At 64.0% G+C, this 19,986-nt stretch carries 22 protein-coding genes; 10 read left to right on the top strand and 12 right to left on the bottom strand.

Annotated elements, in window-relative coordinates:
* The first annotated feature begins 12 nt into the window (after positions 1 to 12).
* The 7 genes from PD284_RS03805 to PD284_RS03775 all read left to right on the top strand — a co-directional run bounded on the left by PD284_RS03805 (position 13) and on the right by PD284_RS03775 (position 5,739).
* Positions 13 to 720, top strand: a complete 708-nt coding sequence (locus PD284_RS03805) for a biosynthetic peptidoglycan transglycosylase (RefSeq protein WP_274630532.1) — start codon at positions 13 to 15, stop codon at positions 718 to 720.
* Between the two features lie 141 nt (positions 721 to 861).
* Positions 862 to 1,044, top strand: a complete 183-nt coding sequence (gene rpmF, locus PD284_RS03800) for a 50S ribosomal protein L32 (protein WP_274626899.1) — start codon at positions 862 to 864, stop codon at positions 1,042 to 1,044.
* A gap of 125 nt (positions 1,045 to 1,169) precedes the next feature.
* Positions 1,170 to 1,568, top strand: coding sequence for a hypothetical protein (locus PD284_RS03795; RefSeq protein WP_274626898.1), 399 nt, complete (start codon positions 1,170 to 1,172; stop codon positions 1,566 to 1,568).
* A 57-nt stretch (positions 1,569 to 1,625) separates the two neighbouring features.
* Positions 1,626 to 3,212 carry a gamma-glutamyltransferase family protein gene (locus tag PD284_RS03790; protein WP_274626897.1) on the top strand — a complete coding sequence of 529 codons (1,587 nt, stop codon included), beginning with the start codon at positions 1,626 to 1,628 and terminating at the stop codon, positions 3,210 to 3,212.
* Between the two features lie 17 nt (positions 3,213 to 3,229).
* A complete protein-coding gene (locus PD284_RS03785; RefSeq protein WP_274626896.1) occupies positions 3,230 to 3,808 on the top strand; it encodes a 5-formyltetrahydrofolate cyclo-ligase in 579 nt (192 codons plus the stop codon).
* A 64-nt stretch (positions 3,809 to 3,872) separates the two neighbouring features.
* Entirely contained in the window at positions 3,873 to 4,697 is an 825-nt protein-coding gene (locus PD284_RS03780; protein ID WP_274626895.1) for a TIGR00282 family metallophosphoesterase, read from the top strand.
* 259 nt (positions 4,698 to 4,956) lie between these two features.
* On the top strand, positions 4,957 to 5,739 hold the full coding sequence (locus PD284_RS03775) for a TerC family protein (protein ID WP_274626894.1): 783 nt from the start codon (positions 4,957 to 4,959) through the stop codon (positions 5,737 to 5,739).
* A gap of 43 nt (positions 5,740 to 5,782) precedes the next feature.
* Here the strand turns inward: PD284_RS03775 and PD284_RS03770 are convergent, their stop codons facing one another.
* From PD284_RS03770 to PD284_RS03760, 3 genes are read right to left on the bottom strand one after another with little or no spacing between them, the layout of a single operon-like run.
* Positions 5,783 to 5,998, bottom strand: coding sequence for an SRPBCC family protein (locus tag PD284_RS03770; RefSeq protein ID WP_274626893.1), 216 nt, complete (start codon positions 5,996 to 5,998; stop codon positions 5,783 to 5,785).
* Positions 5,999 to 6,361: a VOC family protein gene (locus PD284_RS03765; RefSeq protein ID WP_274626892.1), complete on the bottom strand. Its 363-nt coding sequence runs from the start codon at positions 6,359 to 6,361 to the stop codon at positions 5,999 to 6,001.
* A gap of 17 nt (positions 6,362 to 6,378) precedes the next feature.
* Entirely contained in the window at positions 6,379 to 6,864 is a 486-nt protein-coding gene (locus PD284_RS03760; RefSeq protein ID WP_274626891.1) for an SRPBCC domain-containing protein, read from the bottom strand.
* 50 nt (positions 6,865 to 6,914) lie between these two features.
* Here PD284_RS03760 and PD284_RS03755 point away from each other — a divergent pair, with 50 nt between their 5' ends.
* Entirely contained in the window at positions 6,915 to 7,253 is a 339-nt protein-coding gene (locus PD284_RS03755) for an ArsR/SmtB family transcription factor (protein WP_274626890.1), read from the top strand.
* Between the two features lie 103 nt (positions 7,254 to 7,356).
* On the opposite strand, the gene PD284_RS03750 is transcribed toward PD284_RS03755, so the two are convergent.
* The gene (locus PD284_RS03750) at positions 7,357 to 8,529 is read right to left on the bottom strand and encodes a DUF2793 domain-containing protein (protein WP_274626889.1); all 1,173 of its coding nucleotides are present in this window, start codon (positions 8,527 to 8,529) and stop codon (positions 7,357 to 7,359) included.
* 246 nt (positions 8,530 to 8,775) lie between these two features.
* Between PD284_RS03750 and holA the strand changes: the two genes are divergently transcribed.
* Entirely contained in the window at positions 8,776 to 9,819 is a 1,044-nt protein-coding gene (gene holA / locus PD284_RS03745; protein WP_274626888.1) for a DNA polymerase III subunit delta, read from the top strand.
* Positions 9,820 to 9,834: 15 nt separating this feature from the next.
* Here holA and PD284_RS03740 read toward each other — a convergent pair whose 3' ends face one another.
* The 8 genes from PD284_RS03740 to hemE all read right to left on the bottom strand — a co-directional run bounded on the left by PD284_RS03740 (position 9,835) and on the right by hemE (position 18,742).
* Positions 9,835 to 10,710, bottom strand: a complete 876-nt coding sequence (locus PD284_RS03740; RefSeq protein WP_274626887.1) for a ParB/RepB/Spo0J family partition protein — start codon at positions 10,708 to 10,710, stop codon at positions 9,835 to 9,837.
* Positions 10,711 to 10,725: 15 nt separating this feature from the next.
* Positions 10,726 to 11,523, bottom strand: a complete 798-nt coding sequence (locus PD284_RS03735; protein WP_274626886.1) for a ParA family protein — start codon at positions 11,521 to 11,523, stop codon at positions 10,726 to 10,728.
* A complete protein-coding gene (rsmG, locus tag PD284_RS03730; protein WP_411956173.1) occupies positions 11,520 to 12,158 on the bottom strand; it encodes a 16S rRNA (guanine(527)-N(7))-methyltransferase RsmG in 639 nt (212 codons plus the stop codon). The genes PD284_RS03735 and rsmG overlap by 4 nt, the downstream gene beginning before the upstream one ends.
* On the bottom strand, positions 12,155 to 14,026 hold the full coding sequence (mnmG, locus tag PD284_RS03725) for a tRNA uridine-5-carboxymethylaminomethyl(34) synthesis enzyme MnmG (RefSeq protein ID WP_274626885.1): 1,872 nt from the start codon (positions 14,024 to 14,026) through the stop codon (positions 12,155 to 12,157). Before mnmG ends, rsmG begins: the two co-directional genes overlap by 4 nt.
* A 110-nt stretch (positions 14,027 to 14,136) precedes the next feature.
* Positions 14,137 to 15,456, bottom strand: coding sequence for a tRNA uridine-5-carboxymethylaminomethyl(34) synthesis GTPase MnmE (mnmE, locus tag PD284_RS03720; RefSeq protein ID WP_274626884.1), 1,320 nt, complete (start codon positions 15,454 to 15,456; stop codon positions 14,137 to 14,139).
* Between the two features lie 267 nt (positions 15,457 to 15,723).
* Positions 15,724 to 16,989: a transcription termination factor Rho gene (gene rho, locus PD284_RS03715; protein WP_274626883.1), complete on the bottom strand. Its 1,266-nt coding sequence runs from the start codon at positions 16,987 to 16,989 to the stop codon at positions 15,724 to 15,726.
* Between the two features lie 171 nt (positions 16,990 to 17,160).
* Complete coding sequence (gene hemJ, locus PD284_RS03710) at positions 17,161 to 17,697, bottom strand: protoporphyrinogen oxidase HemJ (RefSeq protein ID WP_274626882.1); 537 nt, start codon at positions 17,695 to 17,697, stop codon at positions 17,161 to 17,163.
* A 10-nt stretch (positions 17,698 to 17,707) separates the two neighbouring features.
* Positions 17,708 to 18,742 carry a uroporphyrinogen decarboxylase gene (gene hemE, locus PD284_RS03705; protein WP_274626881.1) on the bottom strand — a complete coding sequence of 345 codons (1,035 nt, stop codon included), beginning with the start codon at positions 18,740 to 18,742 and terminating at the stop codon, positions 17,708 to 17,710.
* Positions 18,743 to 19,142: 400 nt separating this feature from the next.
* On the opposite strand from hemE, the gene PD284_RS03700 reads away from it, so the two are divergent.
* Entirely contained in the window at positions 19,143 to 19,964 is an 822-nt protein-coding gene (locus tag PD284_RS03700) for a pyruvate, water dikinase regulatory protein (RefSeq protein WP_274626880.1), read from the top strand.
* The last annotated feature ends 22 nt before the right edge of the window (positions 19,965 to 19,986 follow it).

Genomic DNA, 19,986 nt, shown 5'->3' with positions numbered 1-19,986 from the left:
AATCCGGCGGGGATGGGCGCGCGCAAGGGCGTAAGACGCAACTGGCTGCGTTCCTGGTCCCGGCGTTTGATGGCGATCGCCGTCGCGGTCGCCGCTGTGCCCGTCGTGCTGACGATTCTCTACCTGCCATCCTTCGTCCACCCGGTGTCGACCTTCATGCTGGCCGATCTCGTCACCCTCAAGGGTTATGACCGCCGCTGGGTGCCGCTCGACGACATCGCCCCGGTGATGGTGCATTCGGTGATCATGTCGGAGGACGGCCAGTTCTGCTCCCACAAGGGCGTCGATTGGGGAGAGCTCAGGGCCGAGGTCAACGACCTGCTGGCAGGGAGGCCGATCCGCGGCGCCTCGACCATTACCATGCAGACGGTCAAGAACCTCTACCTGTGGCATCGGCCGCTCGGCGCAGTCAGGAAAATGATCGAACTGCCGGGCGCCGTCTACTTCGATCTCGTCATGCCCAAACGGCGCATCATCGAGATCTATCTGAACATCGCCGAATGGGGCCCGGGCGTCTACGGCATCGAGGCAGCCGCACAGCATCATTTCAAGAAGTCGGCGAAGGACCTGACCCGCCGCCAGGCCGCCCTGCTGGCGGTGACGCTGCCCAACCCATATGCGCGGGATCCGACGAACCCGTCGCGAGATCTTCGGCGACTGGCGGCACGGGTCGAGCGGCTTGCCGCCAGATCGGGCGCCTATGTCCAGTGCGTCCAATAGTCGTCCACGGAAAAATTTCGCCGACCATGCTGGTCAAGCAACGCCGTAGCGTGTATAGGCACGCCACTTTATTGAAGACCTCGGCCCGGCAGCCGGCCCTTTTGTGGGGCGGTCCGGGCTTTTGACCGACTGGAACGCAACATGGCTGTACCCAAAAGAAAGACCTCGCCGTCGAAGCGCGGCATGCGCCGCTCGGCCGACGCGCTGAAGGCTCCGAGCTACGTCGAAGACAAGAATTCCGGCGAGATGCGCCGTCCGCACCACATCGACCTGAAGACGGGCATGTATCGCGGCCGCCAGGTGCTTGAGCCGAAGGAAAGCTGATCGGCTCTCCTCATCGACTGAAACGACCGGCCTCGCGCCGGTCTTTTCATTTGTAAAGGTCGAGGCCCGCCTCTTGACGGCGGTTCGGGATGCCCATCTAGAGGACGTCCACGACGGAGATCTCGATGCTGAGCGCAGTTCCCCTGCTGATCGTACCATTCCTCCTGTACAATATCGGCCTGGCGCTATCCGTTGAATCCGGCTCGATCTGGGCCGAAGAGCTGTTTTCCATGCCGATGATGTCGGGCGGCATGTGGACGATGACGCTGGGCGACGCGCTGATCGCCTTCGCGCTGATCCTGCTTTTCATCGAGATCGTGAAATCCACCCGGACGTCCAACGCATCCGTGGTAGACCACCTTCTCTCGACCTTTGTCTTCATGGCATATTTGGTCGAATTCCTGCTGGTGAGCGGCGCGGCCCACCATGTCTTTTTCACGCTGATGGTGATCACGCTTGTGGACTTGCTGGCCGGCTTCTCGGTATCACTGCGTTCGGCCGGACGCGATGTGACCATCGGGTAGGAAGAGGTTCTCGCGCAGCGGACCTGTGCGGCAGTTGCGGCAATCGCGGGAGGGGCGATGCGGGCATTCGACAGACCGGGACGGTCCGCCGTCTATGCCGAGAACGGCATGGCTGCGACCTCGCATCCCTTGGCGACCGCGGTTGCGCTCGACGTCCTGAAGGGCGGCGGCAATGCCGCCGACGCGGCCGTCGCTGCATCCGCAACCCTGTGCGTGGTCGAGCCACACATGACCGGCATCGGCGGCGACTGCCTCGCCATCGTTGCCGAACCCGACGGCTCGGTGCACGCCCTGAACGGCTCCGGCCGAGCGCCGGCTGCCGCAAGCGGCGAGCGCTATCGCGCCCTTGGCCTTCGCGAGGTTCCGGAAACCGGCGCCCTTGGCGTCACCGCGCCCGGCGCCCTCAAGGCGTGGGAAACCTTGCTCCATCGGTTCGGCACGCGCGGTTTCGACGACCTGTTCCGGCCGGCGATCCGATACGCGGAGGACGGCTTTGCGATCCATCCGCGGGTGGCGCGCGACTGGCCGGGCTATGTCGCCGATCTCAGCCGGGATGAAGGCGGATCGCGACACTTGCTGGTGGACGGCCGGGCGCCCAAGGTCGGCGAGCGGTTTCGTGCGCCGGCGCTGGCATCCACCTTGCGCATCGTCGCGCGGGGTGGAGCTAAGGCTTTTTACGAAGGCGAGATCGCAGCCGAAATGGCCGCGACGATCCAGGCAAAGGGCGGCTTCCTCTCCGAGCAGGATCTGCTGCAGGTCACGGCAGATTGGGTCGATCCGATCTCGCTCTCCTATGGCGGCCACGACATCATCGAGATGCCGCCCAACGGGCAGGGGATCACAGCGCTCATCCTGCTCGGGCTGATGGAGCGCATCGGCGTGCGGACCGCCGCGCCTGACAGCGTCGAGCGCTACCATCTCGAGATCGAGGCGGCCAGGCTGGCCTATGCCGTGCGCGATCATCTTGTAGGCGACCCGGAGACGATGACGGTTGCCCCGGCCGCAATCCTCTCCGACGCCCATCTTGATGCGCTGGCGGGAAGAATCGATCCCAGACGCCACAACCCGGATGTCGCGCTGCCCGAACTTCCGGATGCCGACACCATCTACCTGACCGTCGTCGATCGTGACCGCCGCGCCGTATCCTTCATCAACTCCGTCTATAGCGGTTTCGGCTCCCGCGTGGTGACGCCCAGGTCGGGGGTCACTCTCCAGAATCGCGGCGCGTGCTTCACCCTGGAGCCCGGCCATCCGAACGAGCTCGGCCCGGGCAAGCGACCGATGCACACGATCATTCCGGCCATGGCGATGAAGGACGGCCGCGTTGCCGCTTCCTTCGGCGTGATGGGCGGCGCCTTCCAGCCGATGGGGCATGCCCATGTGCTTGCCAACATGGTTGACTTCTCCATGGACCCGCAGGAAGCGGTCGACCATCCGCGCCTCTTCTGGGACAAGGACGGCGTTCTCGCAGTAGAGAGCGGCATCTCCGAATCCGTGCGGCAGGGGATGATTGCGCGCGGCCACCAGGTCCGCGATGCGGCCTCCCCGCACGGGGGCGGCCAGATCATCGCTGTGGATCACGAGAGCGGCTTCCTGATCGGCGGATCAGACCCGCGCAAGGATGGCCTCGCGTTGGGCTGGTAGGCAGGGCGTAGCATCGGATGTCGGCCGAAAGAATGCTCAAGACGGAACTGCGCAAGGCGGCGCTGGCGCGTCGCGATGCGCTCGACCCCTTCTGGCGCGTCGAGGCCTCGCTTGAGATGGCTGAAACGGGCAAGGCGGCGATCGATTTCGATCCCGGAACGATCGTCTCCGGTTTCTGGCCCATGCGTTCCGAGGTCGACGTACGTCCGCTGATGTTCGCGCTTCGCGAGAAGGGTGCGCGGCTTTGCCTGCCCGCCATCCTCGACAGGCAAACCATGGTTTTCCGTGAACTGGTGCGCGGCGCTCCGCTGGTCGACATGGGCTTCGGCACCGCAGGACCGGGCGAGGAGGCCGATGTCCTCGATCCATCGGTCATGCTGGTGCCGCTCGCAGCCTTCGATTCGCGCGGCCACCGCATCGGCTACGGCGCGGGCTATTACGATCGGGCAATTGCCAGATTGCAGGCGAAGGGGATGACGCCGCGGCTGATCGGGATAGCCTTCGACTGCCAGGAAGTGCCGGTCGTGCCCAACGAATGGCATGACGTGATTATCCCGGAACTGCTGACCCAAAGTGGAATGCGGCAATTCCTCTAGTGCTGCTTTTGGTTGCAAGGGACGCCGCAGGCTTCTAGACCCCTCTGAGAACTGGGATCGATCGATGCGTCTGCTTTTTCTCGGAGACATGGTGGGCCGCACGGGCCGCACGGCGGTCTGGAATCGCCTGCCCGGCCTGATTTCGGATTTCCGGCTCGACTTCGTTGTTGTCAATGGCGAGAACGCCGCCGGCGGCTTCGGCATCACGGAGGACATCTTTCGCGAGACGCTGGCAGCCGGCGCCGACGTGGTGACGACGGGAAACCACGTCTGGGACCAGCGCGAAGCGCTGGAGTTCGCGCCGCGCGAAAGCCGCTTCCTGCGACCTGCAAACTTTCCGAAGGGTACGCCAGGCGCCGGCTCCGGCGTTTTCATGGCGAAGAACGGGGCCCGCGTCCTGGTCGCCAACATCATGGGCCGCATCTTCATGCACCCTGATCTCGACGATCCGTTCCACGCGGCCGAAACCATCCTCGCTGCGTGCCCCCTCGGCGAGCAGGCCGACGCGGCGATCATCGACTTCCATGCCGAGGCGACGTCGGAAAAGATGTGCTTTGCCCATTTCGTCGACGGGCGCGCGAGCCTCGTCGTGGGGACCCACACCCACCAGCCGACCGCCGATCACCAGATCCTCAACGGCGGCACGGCCTACCTGACCGACGCCGGAATGTGCGGAGACTATGATTCCTCGCTCGGCATGGACAAGGACGAGCCGCTCAACCGCTTTCTGTCGAAAGTGCCCAAAGGCCGCTTCGAGGCTGCGGCAGGCCCGGCCACCATCTGCGGCGTCGGCGTCGACATCTCGGATCGGACAGGCCTTGCCGAACGGGTCGCGCCCTTGCGCCTCGGCCCCCGGCTCGAGGAAACCACCCCGGCGTTCTGGCGATAGGATCCGGGCGAAAGCCCGCTGTCGGAAGTTTGGCAGACCCCGCGGCCCGGCCACGTCAGCGGCGGCCGCATAGGCCTTCTTCAGCCCGGCGGAAGCGCGTTCGTGGCAAGCTGCATGATGTAAGCCGCCCAAGGCCTGGCGGGAAATTCCTCGCGATCCGTCGCCGCCAGCTCTCATGAATACAATTGCATACATTGACGGATTGGCTGTCGCTACCTAACTCTGCCCAACCAACCCTCATTTCCAAGAGCTCTCGCCCATGCCGATCATCGACTTCCTGGCGCCCTATTTCGCGTTCGTGAACGATCCAACGGCCTGGGTAGCCCTTCTGACGCTTGTCGTTCTGGAAATCGTCCTCGGCATCGACAACCTGATCTTCATCTCCATCCTCACCAACAAGCTGCCCGCTGAGCATCAGGTGCGGGCGCGACGGCTGGGCATCGGCGCGGCGCTCATCATGCGTCTGCTGCTGCTGGCGACCATCTCCTTCATCGTACAGCTGACGCAGCCGCTGTTCAGCGTATTCGGCCATGGCTTTTCCTGGCGGGATCTGATCCTCATCGTGGGCGGCCTTTTCCTGGTCTGGAAGGCTACGAAGGAAATTCACCACACGGTCGACCCGAGCGATCACAAGGACACCATGCTGGGCAAGACGCTCCAGCTTTCGCTGGGCGGCGCGATCTTCCAGATCCTGCTGCTCGACCTGGTGTTCTCGATCGACTCCATCATCACCGCCGTGGGCATGACCGACGAGATCGCGATCATGTACATCGCCGTCATCGCTGCAGTAACCGTGATGTTGGTGGCCGCGACGCCGCTGGCCAATTTCATCGCCAAGAACCCGACCATCGTGATGCTGGCGCTGGCCTTCCTGCTGATGATCGGCATGACGCTGATCGCCGACGGCATGGGCTTCCACGTGCCCAAGGGCTACATCTACGCCGCGATGGGCTTCTCGGCCTTGGTCGAGGGCCTCAACATGCTGGCCCGACGCCGCAGGGAAGGAGCGGGTGCGGTTGTGGAGCCAGACACCAACGCCTGAGCGATACGAGCATGGCACGGCCGCAGAGCGGCCGGACGCTATCTCAGGCCTGCAGCCATCCCCGCACCAGCATGTCCGGATGGCGGTCGGCGACGAGACCGAGGCGCAGGCCGTGCTCCGGCCAGGCTTTGGCTCCGGCAAGCATCAGTGCAAATCCTTCCGCGGAGTCGATCGCCTGGCGAATCTGCGCCTCGTCTTCTCCGCGGAAACCGTGGTTCCGGATCTCCATGCGCGCCGTCGCGACAGGCGCCTCACGCAATCACCACGCGTCCGGCGTGCGCACCATGTGAACGATGCCTGCCGGGTTGCTGATCCAGCCGCCCTTGAAGCCTTCGGGAAGCGTCTCGATCGCGTCGCACCGGACCACCCCGGCGCTCTCGAGATCCGCCAGCGCGCCTTCATGATCGTCGGTGAACAGTTCCAGCCAGACTTCCGCCTGGCTCTGCATTGGCGCTTCGTCGATCCACAGGCGGTTGGGCCCGAGCTTGAAGCCGATCTCCTGCCCCTTGCCCACATAGGGCTCCAGGCCGACGACGTCCCGGTAGAAGCGCACCGTCTCCGCCATCTGGTGCGGCGGCACCTTCATTGCGATGTTCAGGCCGCCGGTGAACTTGCTCGACATGTAATGCTCCCTGTGGGTTAGAGATTGTGTTCGCGGGCAGGCTCACCGTGCATTTCGCTACGGTAATAGCCCTCGCGAAGGTTGATGCCGTGTTCGACATAGGCCTTCAGGCAGCACAGCATCTGGGTCCAGCCTTCGCAGTTCAGGTAGGACTTCCTCACGCCGTTCTCGTTCTCCCGCCACCCGCTCTCGGCGATGGTGACCATGGTCCCGCCGTCATCGAGAGCCGCGAAGCTCATTTCGACCTTCGTCTTGTAGCCGGACTCCCCGGGCGGCGTGCTCGCATCCCAGCGAAGCTCGATCCGGTCGTTCGGGACGACCCGGTCCACTTCCACTGAAACGTCGCCCCACCAGACGACCGTCGTGCCTTCCCTCAAGGGCGCATTGGCGCCGCCGCCGGTGGTGACGAAATAGGCGCTGAGCTTCTTCGGATTGACCACGGCGTCGAACACGTCGGCCAGCGGCCTCGAGATGCGTGTGGTAACTCTGAATTCAGGGGACATCGTTCCTTCCTTCCCTTGCATCTCCTAACGGTATGTTATATTTCTATAACATGTCAAGCGATGCGAAGAACGACAATGTTTTCAAGGCGCTGGCGCACCCGACGCGCCGTCTCCTGCTCGATCGGCTCAAAGAGGCGCCGGAGACGACCGGCGCACTATGCGGCCAGTTTCCGGATCTCGACCGGTGCACGGTGATGCAGCATCTCAAGGTGCTGGAGGCGGCCGATCTGATCATCGTGAAGCGCGCGGGCCGCGAGCGCTGGAACCATCTGAACTCCATGCCCATCAAGGAGATCCACGACCGCTGGATAAGCCAGTACGCAAGCCACGCGATCAGCATCCTGGACAAGCTGAAGGGCGACATGGAAGGGGAGCGCGGGCGCTCCTGAAGCCGGACGGCAGCGGCTCGGGATGCCCATTGGGGAGGGGAGGGCAGGGCCTTCCGGGAAAGTTGCGGCGGCATCACGAAGTCTGCCGCCGCTGCTTCCCTTGCTAGGCGACGACAGCTCGGTCGGTGACGCGCCGCCAGTCAGCGCCGTCCGAGAATGCAAGCACCGCCCCGCCTGCCTCGTCGCCCACGAATATGATCGCGCCAGCAATGCCGGTCGCTGCTGGCAGGCCGCCGCCAAGCGTGTAGGATTTCACCTTCACCGGCCCATCCACGTCGAGCTTTGTGGCGGGCGTGCCGGCCCCGATGCCGACATTTCCGTTGCTGGCGATCATGAGCCGCACCGTGCGCGCCGTAGTGCCCGAGGGCGCCGTTTCGAAGGCGAATCGAGTGGGCGCCGAGGTCGAGGAGTAGGTGTCGTCGGCATAGGCCACGATGCCGCCGCCTTGACGGCTCGCGCTTCCGTCCGCAGCGCCGAACAGCATGTACCCGAGACGGTCATTGGCGGCCGGCAATGCGCCGGCGTCATTGTTGTGATGGAGGATGATGCCTCCGCCGAAGTTCGTCCCGGTGACCTCGGTACGACACCTGATTTGCGCCTGAAGCAGACCCGGCCCCTGGAGATGCAGGCGGGAAACCGGCACGCTCGTGCCTATTCCGATGTTTCCGTTGGTCGGATCGGCGACCCACACGTCCTGCCAGCTGGCGCCATCGGCGCTGATCTTGATGTGAAACTTGTCGTCGCCGGCAAGCCCCATCTCGGCCCGCCCCGAATATGCCGTCTGGAACATCAGGCTCGCGGTGTCGCCGGCCGCCGCCTTGTTCAACTTCACCTGGCAATCGTCGCCGGCGTGCGTGAAAAGCACCCCCTCGCTGGCAACCGCAAGGCGGTTGACGGCGTCCGCAGTCGTCGAAATCCCGAGTTCGTCGGCCACGCGCGGTTTTAGATCGCTCCACACGCCGCCGCTGAACACGAGGACCGCGGACTCGACCGCAATCCAGGCGATCCAGCCTTCGTCGGGCGCGAAGAACATCCAGGCCGCATCCTGCCTGACGGCGATTTCGCCCTCGTGCGCGGCGAATGCGCCTGTGCCGCCCGCAGCGACGATGTAGCGGGCGCCCTCCGCCGCAACAGGCGGCGGTGACGCCCGCCGCTCCGCTACGGCAAGCTGCACCAGGGCGTCGAGCGCAATCAGCGCCTCGTTGTGGGTCACATGCTTCTGGGCCTGGGATGGGGCGAGGAGGGGAAGGGCGAGGCGGGCAGTCGTGTCAGACATGAATCGCTCCGAGGAAAAAATTCCTCTATACGCTTGCCGGCCGGTGTGGTCAAGAATTTATTCCTACGATCAGATACCCCAGCGCCGGATCGTGGCTCGCGAAGCCCGTCGTTCCTTCCCGCAGTTGTGGTTTGTCAGCGGCGGCGGCATAAGTGCTCACATCGCGATAGTCGCCCCTGCCAGTGCTCCGATCATGGCAACTCCCGTACCCGGAGACCTTGAGACGATCACTCGAACCGGATTCCCATGGCCCAGAAGAAATCTCATGAAGTCGACGCCTGGCTGGCCCGCTCCCGGCCGGAAGCATCGATCGTGCTGTGCTACGGGCCTGATCGGGGATTGGTCTCGGAACGCGCAGAACGCTTTGCCAAGAGCACCGGATTGCCGCTCGACGACCCGTTCGTGGTGGTGAAGCTCGATGCCAGCACGCTGGAGAAGGATCCGGGGCGGCTGCTCGATGAGGCGCATGCCGTCGCCATGTTCGCTGCGCAGCGGCTGATCTGGATACGTGGCGCAGGGGCGGATCGGCGGCTGGCGGACGACGTCAAGGCGCTCATCGCCCGGCCGGCTGCCGACGCCGTCGTGCTCATCGAGGCAGGCGACCTGAAGAAGGGGGCTGCGCTGCGCAGCGTCGTGGAAGGCGGCGCCTCGAGCATGGCCTTGCCATGCTACGCCGACGAGGGCCGCGACCTTGATCGCCTGATCGACGAGGAACTCGGCAATGCCGGTCTTTCCATCGGCCTCGATGCCCGCCGCGTGCTGCGCGACAGCCTTGGAGGCGACCGCCGCGCCACACGCAGCGAGCTTCATAAGCTGGTTCTCTATATGGCGGGGAGAACGCAGATTGAGCGCTCGGACGTCGAGTGCACCGTGAGCGACGTGTCGGCAAGTTCCGTCGACGAAGTCATCGACGCCGCGTTGGCAGGCGACATGCCGCGCGCCGATGCCGCGCTGTCGCGAGCCCTTTCCGCGCAAGGCGCGACATTCCAGGTTCTTTCGGCCCTGATGCGCCAGGTCCAGGCGTTGCATCTCATGCGCGGCGCAGTCGACGCCGGCGTTTCTCCGGGAAGCGTGGTCGCTTCGGCCCGGCCGCCGATTTTCTTTAGCCGGCGTCAATTGATCGAAAGGGCGCTTGGTTCGTGGCCAACCAGCCGCTCCGAGCGCACGCTCACGCGTCTCCAGGCCCTCGTTCTGGCGACACGCAAGCGACCGGAGCTTGCAGCTCCGGCCATTCGGCAGGCAGTTTTGGGAATTACCGCAGAGTCGTCGGCCGCCGCTCGCGGCCGCTAGATAGCCGACGAACAATCAGCCCTTCAGACGCCGACAGAGCTCGTCCAACTGCTCGAGCGTCCGGTAGCGAATGCGCACTTCGCCGCCATCGCTCTTATGGTCGATGCTGACGGCGAGGCCGGTAACGTCGTTGAGCAGCTTTTCGAGCGCAACCGTGTCGGCGTCCTTCTCCGGCCGTGCGCCCCGTGGCGCATTGCGCTTGGACGCAGCATTGGGCTCCTGTGCGAGAGCCTCGGCCTGTCGCACGGAAAGGCCGTCGTCGATGATGCGCTTGGCGAGCCCGACCGGATCCTCGGCCGTGACCAGGGTACGCGCATGGCCCGCCGAAAGATGCCCGTCCACAAGCATGTCGCGGATCGATTCGGGAAGTTTGAGGAGGCGCAGCGTGTTGGCGACGTGGCTGCGGCTCTTGCCGATCACCTGGCCGAGATCGGCCTGGGTGTAGCTGTGTTCGTCGATCAGCTGCTGATAGCCCAGCGCCTCCTCGACCGGATTGAGGTCGGCGCGCTGGACGTTTTCGATGATGGCAAGTTCGAGCGCCGTGCGGTCGTTCACCTCGCGCACGAGCACCGGAATCTCGATCAGGCCGGCCCGCTGCGCGGCCCGCCACCGGCGTTCGCCGGCAATGATCTCGTAGCGGCCGGGAACAGGCGCCGACCGCACCAGGATGGGCTGCACGACGCCGTGCTCCCGGATCGACTGCGCCAGGTCGGCGAGATCTTGCTCGGCGAAATTCCGCCGCGGGTTCTTCGGGTTGGGCGCGACGAACTCGATCGGGACTCTGCCGTCGGCCCGTTGAGTGGTCTGGCTGGGCTCGGCAGGGCGGTCGATCTCTCCGATCAACGCCGCGAGACCGCGCCCCAATCTTTTCCGTGAAGGATCGTCATTCATCGCGCTATCCAATCGTCACGCTGCTCGCAACTGCCGCTCGCGGCGGATCACTTCGGACGCGAGCTGCAGGTAGGCCTGGCTTCCAGAACATTTCAAATCGTAGAGGATCGCCGGTTTGCCATGCGAGGGCGCTTCGGAAACGCGGACGTTGCGCGGGATGACCGTCTTGTAGACCTTGTCGCCCATATTGGCGCGGACATCCTCAACCACTTGATTTGCAAGATTATTTCGACCGTCGAACATGGTCAGGACGATGCCTTGTATGTTCAGCGTCGGATTGATCGTGCGCCGCACCTGGTCGACGGTCTCAAGCAACTGGCTGAGGCCCTCCAGGGCGAAGAACTCGCATTGCAGGGGAACGAGTACGGAATCGGCTGCCGCCATCGAGTTCAGCGTCAGAAGGTTGAGCGACGGCGGGCAGTCTATCAGCACGTAGCCGAAGCCGCTCGCCTGTTCGGCAAACGCCTGCAAGGCGTTGCGGAGCCGCAGGACCCGGTCAGGCGCATTGGAAATCTCCATCTCGACGCCGAGCAGGTCGAGCGTCGACGGTATGATGGACAGGCCGGGAACAGCCGTGGCGACAGCCGCCGCTTCGATCGTCGCTTCGCCGGTGAGGACATCGTAGGAAGAGATGAGCCGATCGCGCCGATCGATCCCCAACCCGGTGCTGGCGTTGCCCTGCGGGTCGAGGTCGACGATGAGCACGCTCTCGCCGATTGCCGCCAAAGCTGTCGCGAGGTTGATCGTCGTCGTCGTCTTGCCGACGCCGCCCTTCTGGTTTGCCACGGTGATGATGCGCAGACTGTTTGTCATCCTTGCCGCCGCCTGAGATTTGAAATGTCGAGAATGACGCTGTCATGCTCCACGAGACTCACGTGTTCTACCAGATCGAACTCCCAGTCCTCAGCGCTTTCTTCGATCTCTCGGCGGTAATCCCGACCTTTATGGAAAAGGGCGCGCCCACCTTGCAAGAGCAGGGGCTCGGACAGTTCCAGCAACAAGGGGAGGGGCGCCAACGCGCGCGAGGTCACGACATGAGGGGTGCCCAACGTTGGCACGACTGCCTCGATTCGCGACGCATGAACGCGGGCGGGCAACGCAAGATCGGTGACGACAGCCTGGAGGAACGCACATTTTTTCCGGTTGCTCTCGACCAGGTCGAGATGCGCTCCGGAGCGCCGCTTCAGGAAGATCGCAATGACGAGACCGGGAAAGCCGCCGCCCGATCCGAGATCGACCCACCTCTCCGCATCTGCGGCATGGCGGATCAGTTGGGCGCTGTCGAGGATGTGCCTCCGCCAGAGATCTCCGAGCGTCGAGGGCGCCGCCAGATTGATCCGCGCCGCCCATTTCCTGAAGAGTGATTCGAAGGCCAGGAGATCCTCGAACGTTTCACGTGAAACGGTCCCGGCTGCCTGCTTCAGTTCCACAAAGCGCGCTTCCATCAAGCTGCCACACCCGCGGACACTTCGTGGTTCCGGACCTGGGTCAGGAGGATAGCCAGCGCCGCCGGCGTCATGCCTTCGATCCGCTGCGCTTCGCCAATCGAGCGCGGCTTTCGCAGCGCCAGCTTTTGCCTCAGTTCATTCGAGAGCCCGGGCACACTGGAGAGATCCAGGCCAACAGGGATCATGCGCCCTTCCTCAGCCCGGATCTGGCTCGCTTCACTTCGCTGGCGGTCGAGATAGACGGCATACTTCGCTTCGGTTTCCACCCGCTCCATGGTCGCCTCGTCGATCTCCCCAAGCTGAGGCCATACACGGCGGAGCATTGCGGCATCGATATCGGGATAGGCAAGCAGTTGATAGGCTGACCGCCGGACGCCGTCCTTGTTGACCTCGATGCCTTGTCTCCCGGCTTCGTTCGGCGTCACTGTCAGCGACTGCGTCAGCGCGCGCGCAATCGCGAGCTTCTCCTGATGCGCATCGAAGCGAGCCCTGCGTTCGGCCAAGCAGATCCCCAGCGAATCGGCGAGCGGGGTGAGGCGCTCGTCGGCATTGTCGGCGCGAAGCGAAAGGCGGAACTCTGCCCGCGAGGTGAACATGCGATACGGTTCGCTCACGCCACGGGTCGTCAGATCGTCGATCATGACGCCGATATATGATTCGGTGCGGCTGAAAGTCTGGCAGCCGAGATTGCCGGCCTTGCGAGCGGCATTGAGCCCCGCCACCAGCCCCTGTGCGCCAGCCTCCTCATAACCGGTCGTACCGTTGATCTGGCCGGCGAGAAACAGCCCGGCGACCTTGCGGGTCTCCAGCGTCGCATGCAGCTCCCGCGGGTCAATGTGGTCGTACTCGATCGCATATCCCGGCTGCAGCAAGCGCGCCTGCTCGAGTCCGGGAATGGTTTTCAGCAGCGCAAACTGGGCGTCCTCGGGGAGGGAGGTTGATATACCATTCGGATAGACCGTGTGGTCATCCAGTCCCTCCGGCTCCAGAAAAATCTGGTGACCTTCACGATCGCCGAACTTGACGATCTTGTCCTCGATCGATGGACAGTAGCGCGGCCCGATCCCCTCGATCGAACCGGAATACATCGCCGAGCGGCTGAGATTGGCGCGGATCACCTCATGCGACGCCGCGGTCGTCCGCGTAATGCCGCACTCGATCTGCGGCGTCACGATTCTGTCCGTCATCAATGAGAACGGCGTCGGATCCGCATCGGCCGCCTGCATGTCCAGGCTCGCCCAATCGATCGTGCGTCCGTCGAGGCGGGGAGGCGTGCCCGTCTTCAAGCGCCCAAGCTTGAACCCGATCCGGGTCATGGATTCGGACAAACTCACGGCGGCCGGCTCATTCATGCGGCCGGCGACAATCCTTTTGTCGCCAATGTGGATGAGACCACGCAGGAATGTGCCCGTGGTGAGGACGAGCGCTGCGCAATCGAGAACCCTGCCGTCGTGCAGCCTGATACCCCTGATCGCGTCGCTTTCGACGATGATCTCGGCGACCTCGGCCTCTACCACCGCAAGGCCGGCTTGCTCGCCAATGCGACGCTGAATCGCGTTTCGGTAAAGCTTGCGATCCGCCTGCGTGCGTGGCCCGCGCACTGCCGGCCCCTTGCGCCGATTGAGCAGCCGGAACTGAATGCCGGCCTCGTCGGCCACACGTCCCATCAGGCCGTCGAGCGCATCTATCTCCCGCACGAGTTGACCCTTGCCAAGCCCGCCAATGGCGGGATTGCACGACATGGCGCCGACGGTCGCGAAACTTAGTGTCACCAGGGCAGTCCTCGCACCGGCGCGCGCGGCGGCCGAAGCCGCTTCACAGCCCGCGTGACCGCCACCGACGACGATGACGTCGAATCTCTCTTCCATGGGCATCAACCTTTGAAAGCCAGCATCTAGGCTCGTTTCACGTGAAACGCAAACAGCCCATCCATCAGGCGCGTTTCATGTGAATCCATCACGGAAATGTTTCACGTGAGTCATTTTCCGATGCAGAAATTCGAAAATATCGCGTCCAGGAGATCCTCGACGTCCACGTCCCCGGTGATGCGCCCCAGGGCCGAGCCTGCCAGCCGCAGTTCCTCCGCGCGCAGTTCCAAGGAGGCGGTGTCCATCCGGAGTGATCTCCGGATGTGGCGTTCTCCGTCCTTCAGCAGCAACACCTGCCTCAGTCGCGACGGGGCGAGATCCGTGCTGGCGCCCGCGGCGGCCTTCGCTGCATCACGGATCAGGCCCAACAAAGTGTCGACACCGCGCCCGTCGACCGTCGAGATGACGACGTCGAAGTTGGCGGCATCGCCGCGCCCGAGATCCGCCTTGGAGCCCACGCGTATCTGCGGCGCGGGCGCGCCGTCGAGAGTGGGCGCCGCCATCTCGCTCATGTCCAGCACCTCGACCACCAGATGCGCTCCTCTCGCCCTGGCGATCGCGCGATCAACGCCGATCCGTTCGACCGCGCCCTCCGCGTCGCGCAACCCCGCTGTGTCCGTGATGCGAACCTTGTAGCCTTCCAGATCAAGCGCCACTTCAATGAGGTCGCGTGTCGTTCCCGCCTCGTTTGATACGATGGCGACGTCCCGTTGCACCAGGGCGTTCAGCAAGCTCGACTTCCCGGCATTCGGCGCGCCGATGATGACCACGTCAAAGCCATCCCGGAGCATCTCGGCCCGCCGGAAGTGCCCACAATGGTCCGCGATCTCCTGTGCCAGCCGCTCCATATCAGGCCAGATCCGGTCCGCGACAGAGCCTGGAACATCGGCTTCGTCGGCGAAATCCAGCTCGGCCTCGATCATGGCGCGCGCATGCACCAGTCGTTCGCGCCATGATCGGTAGAGAGCGCCCTGCCGTCCCTCGGCGTTGAGCAAGGCGAAGCGTCGTTGGGCCTCCGTCTCCGCAGAAACAAGATCGCCCAGCGCCTCCGCCTGAACCAGGTCGAGCTTTCCATGTGCGAAAGCGCGCCGCGTGAATTCGCCTGGTTCCGCATGTCGGACGTCATCGAGTTCCCCCAGCGCCTGCAGCACCGCGGTGACTACAGCCACGCCGCCATGAAGATGAAGCTCCAGGCTGTCTTCGCCGGTAAAGCTCGCCGGACCATCGAACCAGAGGGCGAGGCCGCGGTCCAGCGGCTCGCCGCCGCGGTTACTGATCGTGGCAAGCTTGGCAAGCCGGGCAGTGGGCAGGCTTCCAATCATCGTTTCGTAAACGAATCGAGATTGGGGTCCGGATATGCGCACGACGGCGACCCCGGCCGGCAGTCGGCCGCTCGAAAGCGCGAAGATGGTATCCTTGAAGAGCGTCATCGGCGATCCGAACATGATCCTTCGAGCGACGCACGCGTCAACCTCAATTTGTCCGAGTGCGCCGGGCGTTGAGCCGTCAGTGTCACACGTGAATCACCGAGTCACGCGAAAGCTTCTGCCCCCGGATCGAAGCGCAGCGGCGCTTCACATGGATCGTTGCGGAGGCGAATCGGATCTGGTTAATCCGGGGCGGTGAGGGTGAGCCTCTGAACCGCGAAGGGATGGCGCTGCCGCCTGTGCGGCAGCGCTCTTGGCCGACCAATCGGCCTATGTGTTCATCGAATCGAAGAAGTCGGCGTTGGTCTTCGTCTGCTTGAGCTTGTCGATGAGGAACTCGATCGCATCCGTAGTGCCCATCGGCGCAAGGATGCGGCGCAGCACGAAGATCTTCTGCAGGTCCGAGCGCGGCACCAGCAGGTCTTCCTTGCGCGTACCAGACTTGAGGATGTCCATCGCAGGGAAGATGCGCTTGTCGGCCACCTTGCGGTCGAGCACGATTTCCGAGTTGCCAGTGCCCTTGAACTCCTCGAAGATGACTTCGTCCATGCGGCTGCCGGTATCGATCAGCGCCGTTGCGATGATGGTCAGCGAACCGCCTTCCTCGATGTTGCGCGCCGCGCCGAAGAAGCGCTTGGGGCGCTGCAGAGCGTTGGCGTCCACGCCGCCGGTCAGAACCTTGCCGGAGGAAGGGACGACCGTGTTGTAGGCGCGGCCGAGCCGCGTGATGGAATCGAGCAGGATGACGACATCCCGTCCATGCTCGACCAGCCGCTTTGCCTTCTCGATCACCATCTCGGCGACCTGCACGTGCCGCGCCGCCGGTTCGTCGAAAGTCGACGACACCACTTCGCCCTTCACCGAGCGCTGCATGTCGGTCACTTCCTCGGGCCGCTCGTCGATGAGCAGGACGATGAGATAGCACTCGGGGTGATTTGCGGTGATCGAATGCGCGATGTTCTGCAGCAGCACCGTCTTGCCGGTGCGCGGCTGCGCCACGATGAGGGCTCGCTGGCCCTTGCCGAGAGGCGCGACGAGATCGATCACGCGCGGCGAGATATCCTTGCCGGTCGGGTTGTCCGTCTCCATCTTCAGCCGCGACGTAGGGTAAAGCGGCGTCAGATTGTCGAAATGGATCTTGTGCCGGATCTTCTCAGGATCGTCGAAATTGATCGTGTTGACCTTCAGCAGCGCGAAGTAGCGCTCGCCTTCCTTCGGACTGCGGATCGGTCCTTCGACCGTATCGCCGGTCTTCAGCGAGAACCGCCGGATCTGCGACGGCGAAATGTAGATGTCGTCGGGTCCGGGCAGGTAATTGGCGTTGGCCGAGCGCAGGAACCCAAAGCCGTCCTGCAGCACTTCCACCACGCCGTCGCCGATGATCTCGACGTCCTGAGAAGCAAGCTTCTTCAGGATCGCGAACATCAGTTCCTGCTTGCGCATCACACTGGCGTTCTCGACCTCAAGAGACTCCGCGAACGCGATCAGGTCCGTGGGCTTCTTGTTCTTGAAATCCTGGAGTTTCATTTCCTGCATGGGAGAGGGTCTCGGGTCGAAGGAAGATTCGAAGGAAGATATGCCTGAGCAACGCGATGCGTGCCGAAGACGCCCGAACGGATGTGTCGAGTGCGCAAGGCGGGGAGGGAAGTATGCGCTTGTAGCGCCGCGCCCCGCAAAGAGCAAGCCGCCAATTTCGAGACGCCGCGCCTAAAACGGCTTCACGATCACCATGATCACGGTGAGGATCATCAGCAATGTAGGGATTTCGTTGACCATCCGCCAGTGCCGCGCCGGCTTCACGTTGCGATCTTCGGCAAAGCGCCGAACCGCGCCCGACAGGTAGCCGTGCACGGCCGACAGGGCGACGACAGCGGCGAGCTTCACATGCAGCCACCCGCCCTGGAAACCGAACACCCGCCAGGCCAGCCAGAGGCCGAGCGCCCAGCTGGCGATCATCGCCGGGTTGATGATGGCGCGCAGCAGGCGGCGCTCCATCACCTTGAACGTCTCCGACTGCGCGGACCCGGTCTCAGTGTCGGCGTGATAGACGAAGAGCCGTGGAAGATAGAGCATTCCCGCCATCCACGAGATCACCGCGATCACGTGCAGCGCCTTGATCCACGGATAGAGACCGTCCGGCGCCAGCAGGAAGAGGGCGCCCGTCAGCCCGACGAGGACAGCGACCGAGATTGCCGCCCGACGCGCCGCGGACCCACCGCTCCCCGTCACCGCGTTTCCGGTCATCGCACCCGCCTCATTTGGCCGACGCGCCTCTCACGCGGGCGATCATCTGCTCCACATGCGCAATCGGCGTTTCGGGGGTGATCCCGTGGCCGAGGTTGAACACCAGGGGCCCGTTGCCGAGTTCGGAAAGGATCGCGTCGACGCCCTCGCTGAGCGCGCGTCCGCCCGCCACCAGCCGCAGCGGATCGAGATTTCCTTGCACCGCCCCTTCGGCCTGCAGCTTTCTCGCCTGCGTCCACGGCACCGACCAATCCAGCCCAAGCGCGGTCACGCCCGTCCGCGCCCGGTAGGTGTCGTAGAGAGCCCCTGCGCCGCGCGGGAAGCCGATGATCGGCACGTCCGGATACTCGCGGCGCACGCTCTCGACGATCAGGCGCACCGGCTCGATGCAAAACGCCTCGAACGAGGCCTCGTCGAGCACGCCGGCCCAGGAATCGAAGATCTGGACCACGTCTGCGCCGGCCGCGATCTGGCGCTTCAGATATTCCGCCGACCGCTCCGCAAGCGTGTTCAGCAGCCGTCGCATTGCCTCGGGCGCCCGGTAGGCGAAGAGCCGCGCCGGCGCCTGGTCGGGCGTGCCGTGCCCAGCGATCATGTAGGTCGCCACCGTCCACGGCGCCCCGCAGAAGCCGATCAGCGTCGTCTCGTCCGGAAGTTCCTTCCGCAGGCGGGTTACCGTCTCGTAGACGGGAGCGAGATTCACGTGAAACGCCTCGCCGTCGAGTTCATCGACCTCGCCTTCCCGGATCGGCGTCATCAACGGTCCGCGGCCTTCCTCGAAGCGCAGGTCGCGTCCCAGCGCATGCGGGACCACCAGGATATCGGAGAACAGGATCGATGCGTCGAACCCGAACCGCCTGATCGGCTGCAGGGTCACTTCCACGGCGAGATCAGGGTTGTAGCAAAGGTCGAGGAAACCGCCGGCCTGGCGTCTGGCCTCCCGGTACTCCGGCAGATAGCGTCCGGCCTGGCGCATCATCCAGATCGGAGGAGGGAAGCTCGCTTCCCCGTTCAGCACGTCTACGACGATCCGTTTTCCGGCCAATTCGCGTTGTCCTTTCCGGCTAGCCTTAAAGAAAATCCTATTTGAAAAGAGTCTTCTGATTCTACGAGTCTGTTGGAATCGGGAGTAGGCAAAAGGTCACGCCTCGGACGCCAGAACCGAGATTTCGCGGCGAAAAGCGCTTGTCAGGCGCTCAGTGTGAACACTGGGGACAAGCTTGAAAAGCATAGCAGAGACAGGTACTTGATCAACCAGCGATTGGTCGCCGGAATCCAGCCTCCGTGGATAATTCCGAAAGCCCACAATCTTCTCCACATGGGGGCATCGAACTTCACGCCGCCTCGAATTGTGGACAAACGGCGTTCTGATACAGTCCGCCGCGCCGCCCGGGACCAGCTCGGGCGAGCCATCCACAGCCTTCAACAGGTCGGGCACATCGTCTGTGAACAAACCCCAGAGCTTCTTTCATCTGCACCTGATTTCGGACGCCACGGGCGAGACCCTGCTGGCCGCCGGCCGCGCGGCGTCCGCGCAGTACAAGGACGCGCGTGCGATCGAGCACATCTATCCCCTGATCCGCACCGAGCGGCAGCTGCAGAAGGTGTTCGAGGAGGTCGAGAACGAGCCGGGCATCGTCCTCTACACGGTCGTCGACCAGGCGCTGGCCCGGTCCATAGACGAACGCTGCCAGCAGATGGGACTGCCCTGCGTGTCCGTCCTGGAGCCGGTGCTGGCCGTGTTCCAGTCCTATCTCGGCGCGCCGGCAGGCCGGCGCGTTGGGGCGCAGCATGTGCTCGACGCCCAGTATTTCCGGCGCATCGACGCCCTGAACTTCACCATGGAGCATGACGACGGTCAGCTGCCGATGGATATCGAGGAGGCCGACATCGTCCTCATCGGCATCTCGCGCACGTCGAAGACGCCGACCAGCATCTATCTCGCCAACAGAGGCATCAAGACCGCCAACATTCCCATCGTGCTGGGCGTTCCGGTGCCGCAAAGCCTGGTCGACGCGCGGCGGCCGCTCATCGTCGGCCTGGTGGCCACCGCCGAGCGGATTTCCCAGGTGCGCCAGAACCGGATGCTGGGAACGACGTCGAGTTATGACGCGACCGACTACGTCGACAGAGCGGCCATCACCGAAGAACTGACCTATGCGCGCCAGATCTGCACCCGCCACAATTGGCCGATGATCGACGTGACCCGTCGATCCATCGAGGAAACGGCGGCAGCCATCGTTGCCCTGCGCGGCAAGTCGCGCTAGGCCGAACGCCTTCAAGGAGGCC

Origin of the sequence: Mesorhizobium shangrilense (assembly GCF_028826155.1) — a bacterium.
Taxonomy (GTDB): Bacteria; Pseudomonadota; Alphaproteobacteria; order Rhizobiales; family Rhizobiaceae; genus Arvimicrobium; species Arvimicrobium flavum.
Note: the sequence above shows the minus strand (reverse complement) of the source record. Positions and strands in the feature narration are given on the sequence as shown.

What these genes read in the sequence shown, in the direction of transcription:
- PD284_RS03805 (WP_274630532.1), top strand. Translation starts at nt 13, where the DNA reads ATGGGCGCGCGCAAGGGCGTAAGACGCAACTGGCTGCGTTCCTGGTCC.
- rpmF (WP_274626899.1), top strand. Translation starts at nt 862, where the DNA reads ATGGCTGTACCCAAAAGAAAGACCTCGCCGTCGAAGCGCGGCATGCGC.
- PD284_RS03795 (WP_274626898.1), top strand. Translation starts at nt 1,170, where the DNA reads ATGCTGAGCGCAGTTCCCCTGCTGATCGTACCATTCCTCCTGTACAAT.
- PD284_RS03790 (WP_274626897.1), top strand. Translation starts at nt 1,626, where the DNA reads ATGCGGGCATTCGACAGACCGGGACGGTCCGCCGTCTATGCCGAGAAC.
- PD284_RS03785 (WP_274626896.1), top strand. Translation starts at nt 3,230, where the DNA reads ATGTCGGCCGAAAGAATGCTCAAGACGGAACTGCGCAAGGCGGCGCTG.
- PD284_RS03780 (WP_274626895.1), top strand. Translation starts at nt 3,873, where the DNA reads ATGCGTCTGCTTTTTCTCGGAGACATGGTGGGCCGCACGGGCCGCACG.
- PD284_RS03775 (WP_274626894.1), top strand. Translation starts at nt 4,957, where the DNA reads ATGCCGATCATCGACTTCCTGGCGCCCTATTTCGCGTTCGTGAACGAT.
- PD284_RS03765 (WP_274626892.1), bottom strand. Translation starts at nt 6,361, where the DNA reads ATGTCGAGCAAGTTCACCGGCGGCCTGAACATCGCAATGAAGGTGCCG.
- PD284_RS03760 (WP_274626891.1), bottom strand. Translation starts at nt 6,864, where the DNA reads ATGTCCCCTGAATTCAGAGTTACCACACGCATCTCGAGGCCGCTGGCC.
- PD284_RS03755 (WP_274626890.1), top strand. Translation starts at nt 6,915, where the DNA reads ATGTCAAGCGATGCGAAGAACGACAATGTTTTCAAGGCGCTGGCGCAC.
- PD284_RS03750 (WP_274626889.1), bottom strand. Translation starts at nt 8,529, where the DNA reads ATGTCTGACACGACTGCCCGCCTCGCCCTTCCCCTCCTCGCCCCATCC.
- holA (WP_274626888.1), top strand. Translation starts at nt 8,776, where the DNA reads ATGGCCCAGAAGAAATCTCATGAAGTCGACGCCTGGCTGGCCCGCTCC.
- PD284_RS03740 (WP_274626887.1), bottom strand. Translation starts at nt 10,710, where the DNA reads ATGAATGACGATCCTTCACGGAAAAGATTGGGGCGCGGTCTCGCGGCG.
- PD284_RS03735 (WP_274626886.1), bottom strand. Translation starts at nt 11,523, where the DNA reads ATGACAAACAGTCTGCGCATCATCACCGTGGCAAACCAGAAGGGCGGC.
- mnmG (WP_274626885.1), bottom strand. Translation starts at nt 14,026, where the DNA reads ATGGAAGAGAGATTCGACGTCATCGTCGTCGGTGGCGGTCACGCGGGC.
- mnmE (WP_274626884.1), bottom strand. Translation starts at nt 15,456, where the DNA reads ATGACGCTCTTCAAGGATACCATCTTCGCGCTTTCGAGCGGCCGACTG.
- rho (WP_274626883.1), bottom strand. Translation starts at nt 16,989, where the DNA reads ATGCAGGAAATGAAACTCCAGGATTTCAAGAACAAGAAGCCCACGGAC.
- hemJ (WP_274626882.1), bottom strand. Translation starts at nt 17,697, where the DNA reads ATGACCGGAAACGCGGTGACGGGGAGCGGTGGGTCCGCGGCGCGTCGG.